Genomic DNA, 18766 nt, shown 5'->3' with positions numbered 1-18766 from the left:
TATGTGCAATATCTTGTATTTACTTATTTTGCTTGATTTTCGCTAACTACTTACGCAAATAGTTTTTATTAACACTAACACCATCAAGGTTCTATCCTATGACTATATCACTTTCGCAATATATTGGATTCACAATAGCTAGTTAATATTATAACTCAAAATAAGTTAAAATATACCCACTAATTTATATGAGATTTTATTATATCTTTATAGAATTATTGCAACAGTTCACCTCCTCCTAAAACTTTTAATAGTTTTTTATTGATATTATATCTTGATTTCATTCAGGGTTCTCAAAGTTTTAGGAAAACTATTGTTGCCCAATGGATAAACAAAATATAAACCTATATTAATTATATTCCAAGTGTAAATAAAAGTAAATCAAAATTTAATAATATTTTCCAATTATTCAATTGAATTAACCCTCTTTAATTTTGGTTTTCCTACTCTATCATCTGAAATATAAACTCCCACTAAAATAAATATACACCCTACTATCATGATAAGATTTACTGTTTCATGAAGAATAATAGATGATGTAATCATGGTTATAAATGGTATTAAGTATATAAAATTACTTGATTTTACGGCACCTAAAATACTAACAGCATTATTCCAAAACACAAAACACAATGCAGATGCCCCTAAACCTAAAAATAATATATTCAAACCCAAATTTAAACTTATCCCATTAATAGATTTAAAATCAGCTCCTAATATTAATGCTAAAGGTACTACAGTAATTAGTCCATAAAAAAATGTTTTTCTTACTACATAAATATGAGAATACTCCTTGCAAATTTTCTTTAATAATATTGAGTATAATGCCCAGAAGATTGCTGCCGATAAAGCTAGTAGGTCACCTATAGGGTTTAATTTCAAAATGTATTTTCCATTGAATAAAACTAGGAAAATACCCACCATAGCCACTATAAAACCAACCAAAAAATTTTTATTAAACTTCTCATCGTGAGTAAAAAAATGAGCAAGTAACGCTGTAAATATTGGAGCTGTGGATAATAATAATCCTACATTTGATGCTAATGTATACTGAAGTGCCGTATTTTCAACAAGAAAATATAATGTTACCCCACTTAGCCCCAAACTTAAAAATAATAATTCTTCTTTCAAACTTTTTATTTTATGAAACTTTGGATAAATTATCATTAAAGCAAAATATGCAATTAAGAATCTATAAAATAATATTTCTACTGGAGTTAAATCTTTTAAAATAATTTTTGTAGAAATAAACGTTGTCCCCCAAATAAAAATAGCTGTTAAAGCCATAACATATCCTGTTAATTCATTTTTTTTCACTACTCTATCCCCTTTATTTCTTAATTTCTATATTAACCCCACAATATTTGAGCTTATGTAATAGCTCTTTAACTAAAATCAAAATATTCCTTTCTAATATTATCTAGGAAATTTTCAAAGTGTTCTTTTGCTTTTCCCTCTAACTTATTAGAATACATATTTATCATCAAATCATGAAAAATATAGTCTTCACTCATGTCTACAAAGCCTTTATCTTTCGTCCACGTTACAGTACTATCTTCGCCCCTAGCTACCATACCTGAAACTACGTGAATTCCATCTATTATAATGGTTATATATCTCTCATTTTTTTCAGCTAAATAAGTCTCTATCCTTCTATGTGGAACTAACTGTTTGTAGCTATTGTTTTTTCCAAAATAAATTCCCTTCAAAGTTATCCCTTTAGCTATAGCTTTATTTAAAGCTTCAGAAAGTTCACTTAGCTCTTCTTCCCATATAGAAACAGAAATACTTTTTTCTGCATCCTTAATTAACCTGTTTATAAATTCGATAATTTCTTTTCTTCCCCTTATAACAACTAATTTATTTTCTTCATTCTTTTCTGAATATATTTTAGTGGCGAAATTATTGATATTATCTAAAGCATTATTAAAATCATCTTTTAATTTATCTACTAATAATTTAGGTTCCAGTGGATAATAAATGCTCCCTTTATCTTCTTCCTGCTCAAAAACAAGTTGCTTGTCTTTTAAATTTTTTAGAACTTCATAAATTCTAGATCTAGGTATCCCAGAATTCTTACTTAAAGTATATCCATTGACGGGATAGTCTTCTAATAATTTTAAGTAAGCTTTTGATTCATACTCATTTAACCCAAGTTTCTTCATGTCTTCTATAACTCCAAAATCAATACTCATACAATCTCCTTACATAGATAAAATAATAAATGTAATTACTATTGATCCAATAACAGGTATAAAAACCCCACCTTTAAACCAAGAGTAAATAACTGCAAAACAGATACCCCCTATAGCTGCTAAAGGAATTTCTGGTGTTGTAGAAAAAACTCCTGGAATTATTAACGCTCCCAAAGCAGTATAAGGAACATAGTTTAAAAATTTACGTATTCTAGGTGGTAAATTATCTTCTGCCATTGTAACAAAGGGAAAAAGCCTTGGAATATAAGTTACCAACATCATTCCTAAAACAATCCATAAAATATTATCCATTATTTTTTCCACCTTTCTCATCAAATATAAGCATGCCCACAGTTGATGCCACTAAAATTGCTATTATAATATTCCACCCTGAGGGTAAAAAATTTATATACCCAAGGAAAGCATTGATTACTCCTGATAATAATGCTAGTATTCCAACTTTTAATGATTTTCTTATTTCCGGTACTAAAATAGCAACAAATAATGCATAAAGGGAAACCCCCATGCTAGTACTTAATATTTCAGGCATTATTCCCCCAAGAACATAGCCTATTAAGCTACCTAACACCCAGGCAGCATAAGCACTAAACTGAACTCCCAATATAAATTCCTTGGTTAATTCTTTTTTTTCAAAGGAAAGTACAGAAAACACTTCATCTGTATTCCAAAATGCAATTAAAGGAAAGTGCTTTTTCAAATCTTTTGAAATTTTAGTCACAAGAGAAGCACTCATAATGAAATGCCTAAAGTTAACTAAAAAAGTTGCCAAAATAATTTCCCCTGCTCCTACTCCTAAAGCTATCAAATTTAATGCCATAAATTGACTAGCTCCTGCATACACAAAAGCTGAAAAAAGAAAAGTTTCAAACATAGATATTCCTATAGTTTTTGATAATACTCCAAATGCAATTGCTACAGGTATATATCCCATAACTATTGGTATTGCCTTTTTTATCCCCTCTTTATAACTACTTTTATTTACAACTACTGTCTCCATAAATGCCCCTTTACTAACAAGAATTATAGTGACTACTAAAATAACTACTATCCTAAATATTATAGTTTTTACTTCGATTGAAGTCAATAGGATTGTCTTAAATGTGCTTTATTTATCATATGAATTATATAATACTAGTTATAAAGGTGGAGAGATTATTTCTAATTTAAATTTCAAAACAAAATCCCTTAAACTAAAGAAAACCTCAATGAAAAACCCTCTAGTAATTGTTAATGATGTAAAAAAACTTCAATCAGCACTAAATAGCCATAGATTTATTATTATATTTATTAAAAAAGGTCATTACAATTTAATTGATAAGAAAGTAATTGTAAAAAATAAAAACAAATTTATTTTTGGTGGAGAAGGTGTTATCTTTCTTTCAGGTTTAGAAATAATAACTAGTTGTTTTATAAATCATATTACTTTCATCATAAAAAATAATGATTCTAACGTTTTTTTAAGCAATTCATCTTATGTACTTTTCAAAAATTGCAAATTTATTGGTTTTAACGATACCAAATCCGATGCTATATATATAGAAGAAGATTCAAATTGTACAATAAATCTAATTTCTTGCTCTTTTACCCTTCTTAAAACAGGTTTAGTTTTAAATTCTAATAACACTTTAGGTTCTATTATCAAAAACCGCTTTGATCATTTATCAATTGGAATATCTAATATACAACATGGTAGCACAATACAAGATATTTTTAAAATAAAACATAATTTATTTAAATCAATTAAGAATTATGCAATAGATTTTTCTACTGGTACAAAAATTTTAGAAAATACTAAACTTACTTTACTTTCCAATGGATCTGATTTTTCAAGAACACTATGCTTAAATAATAATTTGGCTTACATTAAAGGTCTAGGAGAGTTCGAAGAAATAAACACCAAATTTTATAAGGTAAACAATTCTGATGAACTCAAAACAACTTTATTAAATTGCAGCAGTGGTAATATACTTTATTTAATGAAAGGCTTTTACTTTGGGGATTTTACTATCCAAAAGGAAATATCCCTTCTAGGGGAGGATATGAACCAAACAATTATCGTTCCTCAAGTAAAAAACAATTCTAATACCCCTCAATATGGTATTAGAATCTTAAGCAGTAATGTAATAATTATGAACCTATCTATCGACGGAAAAGGTAATAAACTTTTAAGGGACACCTGTAATTTTAGAGATGGAATACGTTATGAGTATTTCAATGGCACAAATAATGTCTTTTCAAATATACTAATAAAAAACGTATTAAGACGTGGAATTTCTATTTGGCCCAAGGCCGAAAATACCACCATTAGCAATTGCAAAATATTTGATGTGTGCCAAAATCAAGGTATTTACTTTAGTGGATCTGGCGTCATCGAAAAATGTTACCTTAATAACATGAAGATTGGAATAGAAATAAATGATTCTTCCTTTATTAATGAGCTTTATATTATAAACAATACACTTTGCAATCATAATCTAGGTATAATTGTTAGTTATTATTTAAAAAATACTTTTTTTAGCAATAATTTTTTCCACAATGTAAAAATAGCCATAGATACAAAAGAATCATAATTTTATTACCTATATACCTCTCTATTGCAAGTAACTTATTTTATGTATGCCACATATTATAGAATAGAAAAGATAATAACCTTCATAGTTTAAATTAGATATGTATCAATTATTAAGGGGGATTAATTATTTTAATATTTATACCTAATGGCTTTAATACTAATTCAAATTTAAGTTTATTAAATTCATCCCCTAATGATAATTTATTTATTTATCTGAAGGAAAATAAGGAAATCAAATTTTTAAAATGTGGTCAATATTATATAACCTGTAAACTTTATATAAGCAACCTAAATACTGCGGATAAAGTTACATTTGTATATGAAAATGAATTCATTAAAGATTTCCCTATTCCCATTAATACTCAAAAGGATATTACCATGAATTTGATTATCAGTGTTACTAATTTGAATAACAGTTTTAAATTATTAAACACCTCAGATGATCAACTAGTTTTACAATCAAAACAAGGAGGATATTATATGGATATATCATACATTGCAGCAACAGTACCAGATGAACCAATCGCAATTACATCTATTGAAAGCATAAATAATAAAACTATTACCGTAATTTTAAATCAACCTTTTACTGGTAATGAAGATTTTGAAGTTTTTCAAACAGATAATCCTTTAGAAGAAGTACACGTAATTGCTGTTGTGGATTCTATCAACCCTTCTAATGATAAAAAAGTATTAGTGGCTTATAACAGTTTATTACCTGATGAAGATTATGTATTCCAGACTGGAGTCAATTATACCTTAAAAATCACTAAAGATACTGAAATAATAAGTTCATTTTTTTCTGTTACCAACGATTTACCAAAACCATTAAATGGAACAGTAACCGCTGTAGGAAATAGAATTTTAAATATTGAGTTTGACACTCCAATTTTACACTTGGATTATATAAATACAGATGACAACTTAGCAAATTTTTATTTACTACTATATAATCTAGATACAAATGTATCTTTAGATGCTAATCCTAATTGGATGGGCTTATTTAGCGCTAGTACTGATGACTCAACTTCACTTTCAACAGTTAGAAAATCTGATGATTTTAAATCTCTAGAAATACAAATGAATTTCAGGGGATTACCTATTGGAAACCATGGCTTAGTTTTTAATTATAGTAAATCTCAAAGTAGCGATTACCATTATTATCTACATGATTTTTCTGATGATCATGTAATTGTCCCTTCTATGAAAAGGGAATTTAACATCAGCACTGATGCTATAACAGCTAATCCTATACAAGTTGTAGCTTTAGATAGAACTAATTTAATTGTAACCTTTGATAAAGCTGTAATAAAAAAACATGACGAGGTTAATGTAATTAGCGTCAATGGTGCTACTGTACCTGTAAGTAAAGTTTTAAGAGTAGGAAATCAATTTAACCAATTACAATTTGTTTTAAATAATGCAAATCCACTTCCTATTGGATTAATTGATGTTACTATAGGTAGGATTACTGATGCCAACGGCTATTTAACTCCAACAACTACATTTAATAATATTCCTGTTGTAGTAACTTTACCTCGCATAATAGATGTGGATCAATTTGAAGATAGTCAAACAAAAATAATTGTAACTTTCTCTAAAGATATGAAGGATACCGATGGAGCAGGCGGAATTAGAAATACCAGTTATTATACTATAACCACTTTTGAAGGAACCAGTGTCAATCCTATTTCTCCTATTGTATATGATTCAATTAATCGAACAGCAACTCTTGAAGTTGCAGCCAAATTAGATGCTGGAGCCCATGTATTATCTGCAATAGATATTGAAGATATTTATGAATTACCTATGTTACCACAAAGTGTAGGCTTTACTATTATAGATACCTCTGTACCTGTTGTTGAAAGTGTGACCTATAGAGAAAGATCTGTTGTTGTAAAATTTGATGAATCCATGCTAGCTGTAGGTGAACATTCTACTACTAATACAGCAAATTATTTGATAGCTTCTAATGTATTACCCTATGAAACAACTAGCTTTCCAATGAAAGAAAATAGATGGATAAGATTAACTTTACCTGAAACTGCCTCTGTATTACCTCTTGGCGATATAGTTACTGGTTACTCTACTATTAATATTGGATATCCAAAATTAAAAGAAGTAAGATATATAGAAAATCTTTCTGGTAATATTTATCCATTATGTAAAATTAATGATATAGTGGGTCCAATTGAAGAAATAGATATATCAAATGGAACAGTAACTGTATTAACTACAGAAGTTTTACAATACAAATATACCGGTACTAATGAACTTTATAATGTAGATGTAAATGATTTTGATATTACTTTAAATGGTGAAATTATTACTCCTTTATATCTAGAGTTGGTTGATGATAAAACAATTAAATTCGTTTTTGCTGCTAATACTTTCAATGGCGGAAGTACAGATGTTGTGGTTTATACCAAAGCAGAGGTAAATTACACTATTGATATTTATGGATTACCATTAAAACCTGATGCTGAAACTTTACCTCCAGCAATCAATGGATTAAGAGCAAATATTGAAGGAATAAGTTTAGTTTCTAATGACTCAACTTCTGCTTTATTAAGAATGTCCTTTAATAAACCAATAGCTCATTTTGAGAAAAATGATTTCATTTGTGTTCTAAATGACTCAAGTGTTTTATCCATACTATCAGCAGCTGTAGTTCTAGGAACTGATTCACAAGTTTTCCAATTAAATATTGGATTGACTCAAGCATTTACCATGTTAGATAAATTGGATATTAGGCTAGCTGTTCCTGATTATTTAATTAGAACAATGGATTTCAATAATAATAGAATAGCTGTATTTACTCCTAAAGAAGCAACAACATTTTTAGCTGAATCAATTATTTGGAATAAACCTACTAGTGCTACAACACTAGCTAGTAATAAAATACAAATAGATTTTTCTTCTGCTATAAACCCAGGTTCATTAATTCCTCATAGTAGTTTTGACGATACCGTAAATGACCCTTGGGATGGTTTATCTCCATTAACTATAACCCCTGGAAATTTAGTATTCACTAAAGGAGCTTCTGAGGACTCAATTACAGTGATGAATAATCCTATGTTTGGTTCCATTATACTAGAAAATACTATTTTAATAGCTGATACAATTAATACTTCAAATGTAACCTTAACCTTATTAGATGAAAGAAAGATAGTTTTAGATTTTGCATCTGATGAAGCTGCACCTTTAGATGTAGAAAATATCAATCTTATTAATTATACCCCATATATGGATCCTGAAAATGGGACCTTAATGGATAAAGATAATATTAAATTCTTATATGTTGATTATAAACCAGAGGGTTCAATTTCCAACGTGTGAAACGTTGCCTTATAAGCAATAAAAATTTGTGAAAAAGGTAGGTATAGAAATCCCTAGTTCCTACACGAACTAGGGATTTTTGCTATACTAATTACTTTATCTAAGAAATAAGCGAAATCTTATTAATAATTAATAGCCATTAAATTATTCTCTAATCTCCTACATGCTTTTAATTCTAACTAATTAAGGGTATGAAGCTAGGTAAAGTCGTAATCCATAGTGATGCGGGAGTCTTTAAAAGATTTCTATGGCTAGATAACGAACCCACGACTGAAGCAAATCATTGAATTTCAAATTACTGTTGGATTAATTTGTAAGTATTTATTTGAAATAATAACTTCGGATAGGAATAATTTTGGCTATTAAACCTATCCTTCATTTTTTGTATAGTGGGAGCCTAAGGAAATCAAAATAAGGGATAGATAAAGTAAAACGTTTGAGATTTTATATATAGAGAAGAGTTTAGCTTCTATGAAATATATAAAAAGTCAGCAGGCCCATAGTAATTATGATAATCTGCCGCTTGTATCTAAGCAGTAATGCTTTGAGAGGATAAAACAGATAGAAGTGAAGGGGCCTAGTGGGTATATTTATCCACGGAACGCCGTGTGATGGGAAACTATCACGCACGGTGTGGACTGGGGGAAAATCCGGATAGTATAGACTACAAAGGATTACCTATCAGTATAATTTTATAGTTATAGAACCCTTAAATGACCCTACAGATAATCCATTTAACGGTGGTAATTTTGATGCAGAACAGTACATTCTATTAGTAACTGATTCTAATACCTACAGAAATTATGGTTTGGAAACAACTACTTCAGATATAGTTCATAATGTTAAAGTATCTGGTGATTTATCTAATGGTGAAGAAATTAACCTTATAAACTTAAATATAAGGGGAGATTTAATAATAACTATCGGTTATGGTAATATAAATCTAATTAACATCCATGCTAAAAATATCATAATCTACGAAAGTAGTTCATCAAATATTACTAACGACGAACTTGGTGTGGATATTTTACCTTTAGAAACCTTTTCTGAAATTGAAAATATAGATAATATCCTTAACCAAAACGTTAATTTTGAAATTTCTAAAGATGTTTCTGAAGTTGTTTATAAAAAAAATACTTTGCATAAACTCATAGATAAATTTAAGAATTTTTTTAATTAAAAGTTAAAAAGTACACCCCCTATTATATAGATGAAACTCTAAATAATAGGGGGTATCCCCTTAATATTTATCCCATTTTATTTGCACTAAATAATTACCATCGGGCACTAAATTTCCCTTTGTATCTCTTAATACAACATCAATTACAATATTTTCACCAACATGATATATTTCACCACCCTGCAAAGTTGCTGAACAATTCTCAATATTTAATGGTAAAGATACTATAAAGGTTTTAGATTCCACATCATAAGAAAGCTCATTTATATCAGTTAAAGTTATTTTGTACAAACCACTTACATTTTGCATAATTCGAATAGTCATATCTGTATTATTTTTTATATACTTGCATACATAACTTTTTACTGTATTACTTAAGGTATCTTCATATCTTATTTGAATTGACATACTGTCATATCTATTAAATTTACTTACAGGAATTATTTTATACTTTTGCCCACTACCACCACTTATATCCCTTATATTATAATTATAAAGATTTTTATCATTTAAAATTAAAATTATATTTTCTTTACTTAAATCCAGAATACTAGGTGAAAGTGAAATTTCAATATATTCTAGTTGAATCTTATCTATTTTCAGTATTCTTTCATCCATTTATTTGCTCCTTCATTTTTAGAAAAACCAGAAGAATAATCTTCTGGTCTTATTTTATAATTAAATTCTTTTATAATTCTTGTAGTTCCCCAGTAAAAGATACTTGATTCTCTAATTGGGCATCCCCTTGCTCATTATTCAAAACTACAACAACTAAAATTATTTGCCCATTATATTTAACTAAATAATTTTTCTTTACAGTAACCGAAGAAAATTCTGGTGCAGGCGTTCCCATAGATGACACCTCCATCACTTACAATAACTGTTTTTATCATAAATTCATTAATTATATTTAAATATTCTATTGTAAATCTGCATCAATAGATACTTCATAATTACCTGCTGGAATATCAGTACCCGTTAAAGTAACAATTACATCAAGAACTTGTCCAGTGTACTTAACTAAATAATCTTTTGCTATTGATACTGTTGCACCAGTTGGTGCATTACCAACTGCAAAAGCTGCTGATTCAACAGTACTAAAATCTGTTCCATTTACTGTATCTAATTGTATTTTATAAGAACCAGTTTGTGCTGGAAGTTCATACTTATAATCTGCATCATGATTAGTTTCATCGTAATCTTGCGCAAAATCCACTAAAACTCTATCTGAATAATCTGTTCCATCTTGAATTTGAATTAAAATCATATCTGTCTGTGAAAAATCTGTGTTTGGATTTATTGTTGCAACTGTATCTGAAGCACCAGAAACAGTAAAATCAGTATAATCATCAAAAGTACTACCATTAAATTTTCTTATTTTTATCATACTATCAATTAATGTGGTTGATGCTGTGCTTCCTAATTCTATAGATATTGCGTCTAAAGCAATACTTGTCATTGTTAAAGTAAAAGTATTAGCCATTTTTCATCTCTCCTAAGATATATTACTGGAAAATAATTATCCGTATTTTCCAGTTGCGATCTTAGTGAAATTCACTTTGTAGTTATATAAACTTCTCATATATATCACCCTTTCCTTCCCTTGACTTTTTCCATCTAGTACGGATAAATAATATGTTATGATTTATATACCGCTACTTATAATATACGCGTAACTCTTTATTTTGTTACAACTTATGACACTTTATCTTAAAATTACCCCTAACTGCTTTATATCTCTATAATTACACTGTATAAACACCTAATTTTTGTATTTTTAAAAGAACTAAGGCTATAAAGATAGCCCTAGCGTTACTCCTCTACTTTAATGTCTAATACGTTTTTTAGATTAGCATTGTTTTCTCCTTCTTGAATTGATAATTTTACTTTATAATCGCCTTTTTCAACAATATTTATAACTATCGAACCCTTACCAGAAGTAAATTGAACCATCCTTTGTATAGCTGATAATATTGTTTTTCCTTCACCAATATTATGAGTGTTGTCAATTATTTCTTCTACAACTTCATTAAATCCTGTGAATTTTATTGTAGAATAATTATATATTTCTGAAATTGTTGCCTCTATATCAATACTCATATTAATATTTGATGCTGATTTATTTACTAAAATACCCCCTAATTTACCAGCACAATTTACATTGGTAGCTGAATTAAATGCTATATTACTTCCTTCTAGATTACCTTTAAAAGTAACTTCACTGTCTATCTTTTTTATATCCACTCCAATATTTAAATCAGTGGGTGGATTATTTTTATCTCCTGAAACCTCACAATTATTTACCACAATAAATCCTTCTACATCATTGAAATTCCCTGACAGTAGAATTTTATCATTATTTCCAGTGTCTATTATTATTGGCTCCGCTATCTTTAAATCATTCTGAGCAATTAAATTTACGGAACTTTTAACCATGAATTTTGTATCTTTAAACTCTCCTGATAGAAGTATAGTAGCTTTATCTAAAACACTGGTAGTTGGGGCAATGATAACATTTTCTATAATAACATTATCGTAATCTGATATACTCACTTTTACAGGATTTATATTATTTATAATTAAATTTTCAACTATACAATTTCCCATAAAATTAACACTTCTAAATCCTGCTGACTTTATAATTATATTTCTAGCTTGTACGTTTTCTAAATTAAGATGACCTAAACCTATATCTATAATTAAAGTTTCTTCTATAATGAAATTTCTTAAATTAATTTCTTTCTTTGGAGACTCTAAAAAACCTTTTAATAAAAGGTTACCTTTAATAACTTTATCTTTATTTTTATTAATAGTATATGGGAGTTTTTTATTATCTATATAAACCACATAATATAAATTTGATGCCCTCTCCATAGGAAAATACTTCAAGTAATTATCGTCTTTAACTGCTAAAGTCATTCCGTATCTCCTTTATATGCAATTTTAAATCATAGTTCCTTATTTTATTATATGTTATGTTATATATAATTTGACACAAAAATACCCACTTATTTCCTACCAAGTGGGGCCTTCTTCATTATATTTGAATTTTGTTCGCTAATATGCCTTTAATTTCACTCTAAACATAGTCATTTCACCAGGTATACTTTCACATAAAATCTTGCCATCATGTTGTTCAACAATAGCTTTAGCAATTGAAAGCCCTAATCCATGACTTCCTGCTATTCTTGATCTTGCTTTATCAACACGATAAAATCTATCGAATATTTTATTTATATCTCCTGGTTGTATTCCTTCACCAGTGTTTTTTATAGAAAGGGTTACTTGATGATTAATGCATTTTAAAAATAAGTTTATTTTTCCTTTTTCTGGAGTATACTTCAACGCGTTATCAAGTAGAATCATAACTACTTGTATTAATTGTTCTGCATTCCCTTCTATTATAATATCAGCTTCAACTTCATAATCCATTTCAATATTTTTTTCAAAAGCTAGAACTTCCATACCTAGCAGTTGTTGTTCTACTCTTTCGCTAAAATCAAAAGAATGTTTAAGTAACTGTTGCCTCTCTACACCTTCCATTTGTGTTAAATACAAAAGATCTTTTGTTAAATAACCCATTCTCTCTACTTCCGATTTTATATATGATAGCCACTTCCAATCTTGGCTATCCTTTGAGCTTTGATTTGATAAAAGCACATCAACATTTGTGCTTATAACTGCTAATGGTGTTTTTAACTCATGGGAAGCATCCGATATAAATTGTTTTTGTTTATCAAAAGCTTCTTTTATTGGCTTAATTGAACGATTGGTTAAAAAGTTACTGATTAAAAATATAAGAAATATCATTGCTGCAGAAACGAAAATAAAGGTATATAATAATCTATCTAAAACTTTTTGTTGAGCCGTCATATCTAAAAAAGCATAAATATAGTTACCTTCATGTTCTTTAACTAAATAGGCCCATTCATTGTCATCTAAAGTAAAGTTTCCTGTTTTTCTATTCTTTGAATCAATTATTTCTAAAGCTTCTTGGTAAAAATCCTCTTCTAAATCAAAAGAAGCTACCGTTTCTATAACATTACCCTCTAAATCAGTTTCTACAATAAATGAAACTAACCTATCTGGCAATCTTTCTTCTGGATCTTTCTCGTTGAAATTAAATTCTTGTGAAATATTCTCTTTAGGCCCTTCAATAGAATTTTTAGGTTCCATTGACTTAAACTCTTTCTTTGCATCAGCAATTCTATATAAATCTTGATTAATAGTATTTTGGATATTATTATATGTGATCCCATAAATACTTGAAAAAGAAGTAAGCATCAAAATTGTAATTATGCTTAAATTCATAAAAAGCAATCTCACTCTTAGCTTTTTAAACACTACACCTTCACCTCCAAGGCATATCCTACGCCCCTAGTAGTTGTAATAGTGGTATAAAATTTAAGATATGTTAACTTTTTTCTCAAAAATGAAATATATACTTCTACATTATTATGCTCTGCTTCTGAATCAAATCCCCATAACTTTTCAATGATAAGCTCCTTAGAAGCAATTAATCCATTTCTTAGTATCAAAAATTCTAACAAATCAGCTTCTCTTAAAGTTAATTTAATTTCTTTATCTTTATTAGTAAGCAATAAAGCATCGTGGTTTAAAACAATATCGCCAAATTTAAGTTCATCCGTTGCAATAACTTCCCCTTTTCTTCTTGATAAAGCACGGATTCGCGCTAAAAGTTCTTCTGTAGCAAAAGGTTTTGGAAGGTAGTCATCAGCCCCGCTATCTAACCCAACCACTCTATCCTCAATCTCACCTTTTGCAGTTAAAAGTAAAACAGGCGTTAAAATATTTTCTCTTCTAATATGTTTCAATACAGTTAATCCATTCATTTTAGGCAACATAATATCTAATATAATCAAATCATAAATTCTGCTTAATGCAGAATCTAACCCTGATTCCCCATCATGTACCATATCCACAGAATAATTTTGTTTCTTTAATATATGTGAAACAGCCTCTGCTAAAGGTATCTCATCTTCTACCACAAGTATTCTCATAATATCACACCTTTTTTTGCAAATTTTTTTTATCCATATTAAATATATTATATCATAGTAAGCTTTAACGAAACTTAAATAAACTTTCTTGTTTGCATAAAAAATTCTAATGAAAAGTTAAAATTAAGTTAAATCTTTAAGGTTAATTTAAGGTATAGAATTTATACTTATATCATGGTTACAAGATGTTATTGCAAATGAAAGGAGATATACTATGGGAATTGAAGTTTTTAATAGGTATGAAAAAAAATTTTTGATTGATGAAAAAAAATATGAATTATTAATAGAATGGCTTAATGATTATATGAAAGAAGATGCATTTAATAAAGACAATGGTTTCTATACTATATGCAATCTTTATTATGATACTTTTTCCGATGAACTTATAAAAAAATCCTTATCTAAACCTGTTTATAAAGAAAAATTAAGACTTCGGTCTTACGGTGTTCCTTCAATAGATACCAAAGCTTTTCTTGAAATCAAGAAAAAATATAAGGGGTTTGTTAACAAACGTAGAACTAGTATGAGTATTAAAGATGCTTACGATTTTGTTTCTACTGGGAATATTCCAAATGAACAACCTTATCATAATGGCCAAGTGATGAAAGAAATAGATTTTTTTCTTAAAAACTATGATCTCACTCCAAAGGTTTATATTGCTTATGACCGTAAAGCATTCTTTAATGATGATTTAAGAATAACTTTCGATACAAACATTAGAACAAGACGTTATGATTTAGCCTTGGAGCTTGGCGATCATGGTGATCTTCTTTTAGATAAAGGTCAATGGCTAATGGAAATAAAAGTAAACAATGCTTATCCTTTATGGCTTACAAAACTTTTATCAGAGCTAGAAATTTTCCCTATAAGTTTTTCTAAATATGGCAAGGAATATATAAAACAGTTAACTACAAATACTAATTTTAAAGGAGAATATACAATATGTTCGAATCAATACTTAGCACATCAACTGGTACCTCAATATCTTTAATTAACGTAATTATAATGATCTTAGTTGCAATTTCCGTTGGAATAATAATCAGCTTTACTTATATGAAGACTTATGCAAATAAAGCTTATTCTCAAAATTTTGCCCTTACAATAGTTTTACTACCGGCAGTTATTGCTATCATCATCCTTTTAATAGGAAGTGATGTAGCAAGAGCTTTCAGCTTAGCAGGAGCTTTTTCTATTATCCGTTTTAGAAGTGCCCCTGGTGAACCTAAAGATATTGCTTTTGTATTATTTGCTTTGGCCGCTGGCCTTGCAACCGGTATTGGAGTCTACTCTTACGCTATTCTATTTGCAATTATTCTGTGTTCCGTTATGTTTCTTTTAAATAAAGCTGACTTTGGAACAAAAAAATCTGTAACAAAACAATTACGTGTTACAGTACCTGAAAACTTAGATTATGAACAAGCATTTGATGACATCTTTAAAGACTATGCTGTTCAATATAATTTAAAACAGGTTAAAACAACTGCTTTAGGAAGCTTATATCAATTAACTTATGATATTCAATTATTAGATTCAATAAGTACAAAAGCCTTTATTGATGAACTTAGAAGTAGGAATAGTAACTTAGATATTTCCTTATCCTTAACTCCGGATCAATCTTCTTATGGGTGCTAATTAGTTTTAACTAAAACATATATTAAAAGAATCACTTTGAATTTTAAAGTGATTCTTTCGTCTTTAGCTGTAATTTTAATTATTCCACTGTTAATTATAATATCATCATCACTTGAAATACCTTCATTGTTGTTTCCGATAACCATTAATATACCTTCGCCTTGAATAACTAATGTATCGTTAGTTAAAATTGCTGCCTCCCCACTTATTAAAATAAACAAGAATTTATTACAATTTTTTTCAATATTAAGCTATATTATGATATAATTTAATAAATTATACTATATAAAATAGTTGTTTGTGGAGGATTTTAATGTTGCTGTTAATTATACTATATTTAATAATTAGTTATTTCTATCTTTATAATGGTTTTATCATTTATAAAAAAGATTCCCAAAAAATTAATAAAACTTTTTTTATAGTATATATAAACCTTTCTTCATGGTCATTATTAGAAGCTTTGCATATTCTGAGTACCTCTAGTAATAATAGTAATAATATTAGTCCTTTATTAGCTCTCTTTATTGCCTTTTTTAATATTATATCCATCGGTTATTTACTATATTTCACATTCATTTTAACTAAAAATGAAGCACTAATATCTGGCATATGGAGAAAAATTCTATTTTGCTTGCCTTCAATGTTGGGCATATATTTATATTGTTTCTTACCTATCCCTAGAGAAGATTTTGCAAATGCTGCTATAGGTAAATTTTTTATGATGAACACTGGCAGAGGTTTTCTTTATAATACTTATTATTATATTTATTTTATCTATAATATTGCATTTATGTTTGCTTTACTTTTTCTTTGGAGAATAAGCAGTAAAGTAAAAAGAGAAAAAGTTCAATCAACAATAATTCTAATTTCAATGATTGTTGCAACCTTTTGCAGTATTATAGCAGATAATTTCTTAATAAAATCATCAACTACTTCTATAGACCCTTATAGTGTAATAATACTTTTAATTCCAATTACTGCTATGTCATATACAATTAATAAATATAGATTGATGAATTTAAATCCTAAACATATTGCTTTAGAAGTAATCAATTTAATGAATGAGGGCTTAATCGTTCTAAATAATGAAAATAAAATTGAAGATATTAATAAAGGTGCTGAAAATTTACTTGGTTATTCACTAAATGAGATAAAAGGTGAAAATATTAATCTTATTTTCCCTGAAGACCTACAAATATTCACTTCAAATAATTTTAGTAGCTATGAAACTGTTATTACCTCAAATAAAGGTGAAAAAACCCCTATTCTTTTATCTTCAACCATTTTATTGGATGATTTCAAAGAAAAATTAAGTACTGTTGTTATATTCCAAGAACTTTCGAAAATAAAGAAAATGCAAAATGAACTATTAAATATGAACTCTCAATTAGAAACTAGAGTGCTAAATAGAACTCGTGAACTAAATACCATTAATCAAGAATTAACTGTTGAAATAGTAAACAGAGTTAAAATAGAAGCTGATATAAAGTATTTATATGAACATGATGAATTAACAAATCTTCCTAATAGAAGATTATTTAATAAAACACTTGAAAAAACAATACAGGAATCAAATCATACACAGTATTTTGCTCTAGCTATTTTGGATATTGATTCCTTCAAAAATATCAATGATACTTTTGGTCATACTAGTGGAGATAATATTCTTAAGGAAATTTCCATTAGAATGAAATCTGAATTAATGAACTTAAAAATGCTTGCTAGAACTGGCGGAGATGAATTTTTAGTTTTATTTGATATTTCAAATATCAAATATTCCTTTAAAGAAAATGTTGAATTAATAAGAAAATGTTTTGACCCACCTTTTTACTTAAATAAAGAAAAATTGTACCTTACCACTAGTGTAGGGGTCGCTATATATCCTGATGATGGTGATGATATTGAGACTCTTATGAAAAATGCTGATATTGCACTATATAAAGCTAAGGATGAAGGTAAAAGTATATATAAATTTTGTGATGATTACATTAAAAATCAAGTTTTAGAAGAAATAGACCTCACAAATAACTTGTATCAAGCCTTAGAATTAAATGAAATTGAAGTATATTATCAACCCCAAATTAATCAATGTACCAATCGTATTGTAGGTGTGGAAGCTTTAGCTAGATGGAATCACAAAAAATATGGTTTTGTTAGTGCTGTTAAATTTATACCAATAGCTGAAAAAACTGGCTTAATCCAGAAAATAGGGGATTATATTTTAAGAACAGCCTGTACACAAAGTAAAAAATGGCATGACTTAGGCTATAATATAACTATGGCTATAAATATTTCTGTTGTTCAATTGAATAATACTTCATTTATCCATACAGTAGATACCATTGTCCGTGAAACAGGAGTAAGTGCAAATAATATTGAATTAGAGATAACTGAAAGTGTTCTTATAAAAAATTTAAATTACATAATATCTACTTTATTTGAAATAAAAAAGTTAGGAATCCGCTTATCTATGGATGATTTTGGAACAGATTATTCTTCACTTAAATATTTAAGAGATTTACCTTTAGATAAAGTTAAAATTGCAAGAGAATTTGTATCTCAGATTGGAATCAACGAAAATGATGAAGAAATCATATCTGCAATAGTTAAATTAATCAAAAAACTAAATTTCAATATCATTGCAGAAGGCGTTGAAACTAAAGAACAATTAGAATTCTTAAATATATTAGGATGTGCTGAAATTCAAGGCTATTATTTTTATAAACCCATGCCTTTAGCTAAAATACAAAATCTGCTCATGGCTCAAAAATAGCTTATCCATAATTTTTTATAACAAACAAACCAC

17 protein-coding genes are annotated in these 18766 nt (G+C 28.2%); 6 read left to right on the top strand and 11 right to left on the bottom strand.

Going from position 1 to position 18766, the window contains the following annotated elements:
* Positions 1-405: 405 nt before the first annotated feature.
* The 4 genes from BUB83_RS10485 to BUB83_RS10470 all read right to left on the bottom strand — a co-directional run bounded on the left by BUB83_RS10485 (position 406) and on the right by BUB83_RS10470 (position 3213).
* Positions 406-1317, bottom strand: a complete 912-nt coding sequence (locus tag BUB83_RS10485; protein WP_423231143.1) for a DMT family transporter — start codon at positions 1315-1317, stop codon at positions 406-408.
* Positions 1318-1385: 68 nt separating this feature from the next.
* Positions 1386-2195 (bottom strand): TrmB family transcriptional regulator, encoded by an 810-nt coding sequence (locus BUB83_RS10480; RefSeq protein WP_073338417.1) that lies wholly within the window; start codon positions 2193-2195, stop codon positions 1386-1388.
* A 9-nt stretch (positions 2196-2204) separates the two neighbouring features.
* Positions 2205-2507, bottom strand: coding sequence for an AzlD domain-containing protein (locus BUB83_RS10475; RefSeq protein ID WP_073338416.1), 303 nt, complete (start codon positions 2505-2507; stop codon positions 2205-2207).
* Positions 2500-3213 carry an AzlC family ABC transporter permease gene (locus tag BUB83_RS10470; protein WP_073338415.1) on the bottom strand — a complete coding sequence of 238 codons (714 nt, stop codon included), beginning with the start codon at positions 3211-3213 and terminating at the stop codon, positions 2500-2502. Before BUB83_RS10470 ends, BUB83_RS10475 begins: the two co-directional genes overlap by 8 nt.
* Before the next feature lie 103 nt (positions 3214-3316).
* Between BUB83_RS10470 and BUB83_RS10465 the strand changes: the two genes are divergently transcribed.
* From BUB83_RS10465 to BUB83_RS10455, 3 genes are all read left to right on the top strand, one after another.
* The gene (locus tag BUB83_RS10465; protein ID WP_073338414.1) at positions 3317-4786 is read left to right on the top strand and encodes a right-handed parallel beta-helix repeat-containing protein; all 1470 of its coding nucleotides are present in this window, start codon (positions 3317-3319) and stop codon (positions 4784-4786) included.
* Between the two features lie 482 nt (positions 4787-5268).
* On the top strand, positions 5269-8127 hold the full coding sequence (locus tag BUB83_RS10460) for a hypothetical protein (protein WP_073338413.1): 2859 nt from the start codon (positions 5269-5271) through the stop codon (positions 8125-8127).
* Positions 8128-8935: 808 nt separating this feature from the next.
* Positions 8936-9307, top strand: a complete 372-nt coding sequence (locus BUB83_RS10455) for a hypothetical protein (protein ID WP_073338412.1) — start codon at positions 8936-8938, stop codon at positions 9305-9307.
* A 60-nt stretch (positions 9308-9367) separates the two neighbouring features.
* Here BUB83_RS10455 and BUB83_RS10450 read toward each other — a convergent pair whose 3' ends face one another.
* From BUB83_RS10450 to BUB83_RS10430, 6 genes are all read right to left on the bottom strand, one after another.
* Positions 9368-9925, bottom strand: a complete 558-nt coding sequence (locus BUB83_RS10450; protein ID WP_073338411.1) for a hypothetical protein — start codon at positions 9923-9925, stop codon at positions 9368-9370.
* 70 nt (positions 9926-9995) lie between these two features.
* Positions 9996-10160: a hypothetical protein gene (locus BUB83_RS21930; protein ID WP_159434073.1), complete on the bottom strand. Its 165-nt coding sequence runs from the start codon at positions 10158-10160 to the stop codon at positions 9996-9998.
* A gap of 66 nt (positions 10161-10226) precedes the next feature.
* Positions 10227-10790 (bottom strand): hypothetical protein, encoded by a 564-nt coding sequence (locus BUB83_RS10445; protein ID WP_073338410.1) that lies wholly within the window; start codon positions 10788-10790, stop codon positions 10227-10229.
* A 329-nt stretch (positions 10791-11119) separates the two neighbouring features.
* On the bottom strand, positions 11120-12226 hold the full coding sequence (locus tag BUB83_RS10440; protein ID WP_073338409.1) for a hypothetical protein: 1107 nt from the start codon (positions 12224-12226) through the stop codon (positions 11120-11122).
* Between the two features lie 138 nt (positions 12227-12364).
* Positions 12365-13651 (bottom strand): sensor histidine kinase, encoded by a 1287-nt coding sequence (locus BUB83_RS10435; RefSeq protein WP_073338408.1) that lies wholly within the window; start codon positions 13649-13651, stop codon positions 12365-12367.
* Positions 13651-14328, bottom strand: coding sequence for a response regulator transcription factor (locus BUB83_RS10430; protein ID WP_073338407.1), 678 nt, complete (start codon positions 14326-14328; stop codon positions 13651-13653). Before BUB83_RS10430 ends, BUB83_RS10435 begins: the two co-directional genes overlap by 1 nt.
* A gap of 214 nt (positions 14329-14542) precedes the next feature.
* Here BUB83_RS10430 and BUB83_RS10425 point away from each other — a divergent pair, with 214 nt between their 5' ends.
* Both BUB83_RS10425 and BUB83_RS10420 read left to right on the top strand, forming a co-directional pair.
* Positions 14543-15319, top strand: a complete 777-nt coding sequence (locus BUB83_RS10425) for a polyphosphate polymerase domain-containing protein (RefSeq protein WP_073338406.1) — start codon at positions 14543-14545, stop codon at positions 15317-15319.
* The gene (locus BUB83_RS10420; RefSeq protein WP_073338405.1) at positions 15271-15960 is read left to right on the top strand and encodes a DUF4956 domain-containing protein; all 690 of its coding nucleotides are present in this window, start codon (positions 15271-15273) and stop codon (positions 15958-15960) included. The genes BUB83_RS10425 and BUB83_RS10420 overlap by 49 nt, the downstream gene beginning before the upstream one ends.
* On the opposite strand, the gene BUB83_RS10415 is transcribed toward BUB83_RS10420, so the two are convergent.
* Positions 15957-16181, bottom strand: a complete 225-nt coding sequence (locus BUB83_RS10415) for a carbohydrate-binding domain-containing protein (protein WP_073338404.1) — start codon at positions 16179-16181, stop codon at positions 15957-15959. The genes BUB83_RS10420 and BUB83_RS10415 overlap by 4 nt on opposite strands.
* 419 nt (positions 16182-16600) lie before the next feature.
* Here BUB83_RS10415 and BUB83_RS10410 point away from each other — a divergent pair, with 419 nt between their 5' ends.
* On the top strand, positions 16601-18733 hold the full coding sequence (locus tag BUB83_RS10410; protein ID WP_341465348.1) for a sensor domain-containing protein: 2133 nt from the start codon (positions 16601-16603) through the stop codon (positions 18731-18733).
* Positions 18734-18766: the final 33 nt, after the last annotated feature.

The sequence above is a fragment of the Clostridium grantii DSM 8605 genome, from assembly GCF_900129965.1.
GTDB classification, from domain to species: domain Bacteria; phylum Bacillota; class Clostridia; order Clostridiales; family Clostridiaceae; genus Clostridium_AF; species Clostridium_AF grantii.
Note: the sequence above shows the minus strand (reverse complement) of the source record. Positions and strands in the feature narration are given on the sequence as shown.

Coding starts and splice junctions, on each gene's coding strand:
- BUB83_RS10480 (WP_073338417.1), bottom strand. CDS start 2,195: ATGAGTATTGATTTTGGAGTTATAGAAGACATGAAGAAACTTGGGTTA.
- BUB83_RS10475 (WP_073338416.1), bottom strand. CDS start 2,507: ATGGATAATATTTTATGGATTGTTTTAGGAATGATGTTGGTAACTTAT.
- BUB83_RS10470 (WP_073338415.1), bottom strand. CDS start 3,213: ATGGAGACAGTAGTTGTAAATAAAAGTAGTTATAAAGAGGGGATAAAA.
- BUB83_RS10460 (WP_073338413.1), top strand. CDS start 5,269: ATGGATATATCATACATTGCAGCAACAGTACCAGATGAACCAATCGCA.
- BUB83_RS10450 (WP_073338411.1), bottom strand. CDS start 9,925: ATGGATGAAAGAATACTGAAAATAGATAAGATTCAACTAGAATATATT.
- BUB83_RS21930 (WP_159434073.1), bottom strand. CDS start 10,160: ATGGGAACGCCTGCACCAGAATTTTCTTCGGTTACTGTAAAGAAAAAT.
- BUB83_RS10445 (WP_073338410.1), bottom strand. CDS start 10,790: ATGGCTAATACTTTTACTTTAACAATGACAAGTATTGCTTTAGACGCA.
- BUB83_RS10440 (WP_073338409.1), bottom strand. CDS start 12,226: ATGACTTTAGCAGTTAAAGACGATAATTACTTGAAGTATTTTCCTATG.
- BUB83_RS10430 (WP_073338407.1), bottom strand. CDS start 14,328: ATGAGAATACTTGTGGTAGAAGATGAGATACCTTTAGCAGAGGCTGTT.
- BUB83_RS10425 (WP_073338406.1), top strand. CDS start 14,543: ATGGGAATTGAAGTTTTTAATAGGTATGAAAAAAAATTTTTGATTGAT.
- BUB83_RS10420 (WP_073338405.1), top strand. CDS start 15,271: ATGTTCGAATCAATACTTAGCACATCAACTGGTACCTCAATATCTTTA.
- BUB83_RS10410 (WP_341465348.1), top strand. CDS start 16,601: ATGTTGGGCATATATTTATATTGTTTCTTACCTATCCCTAGAGAAGAT.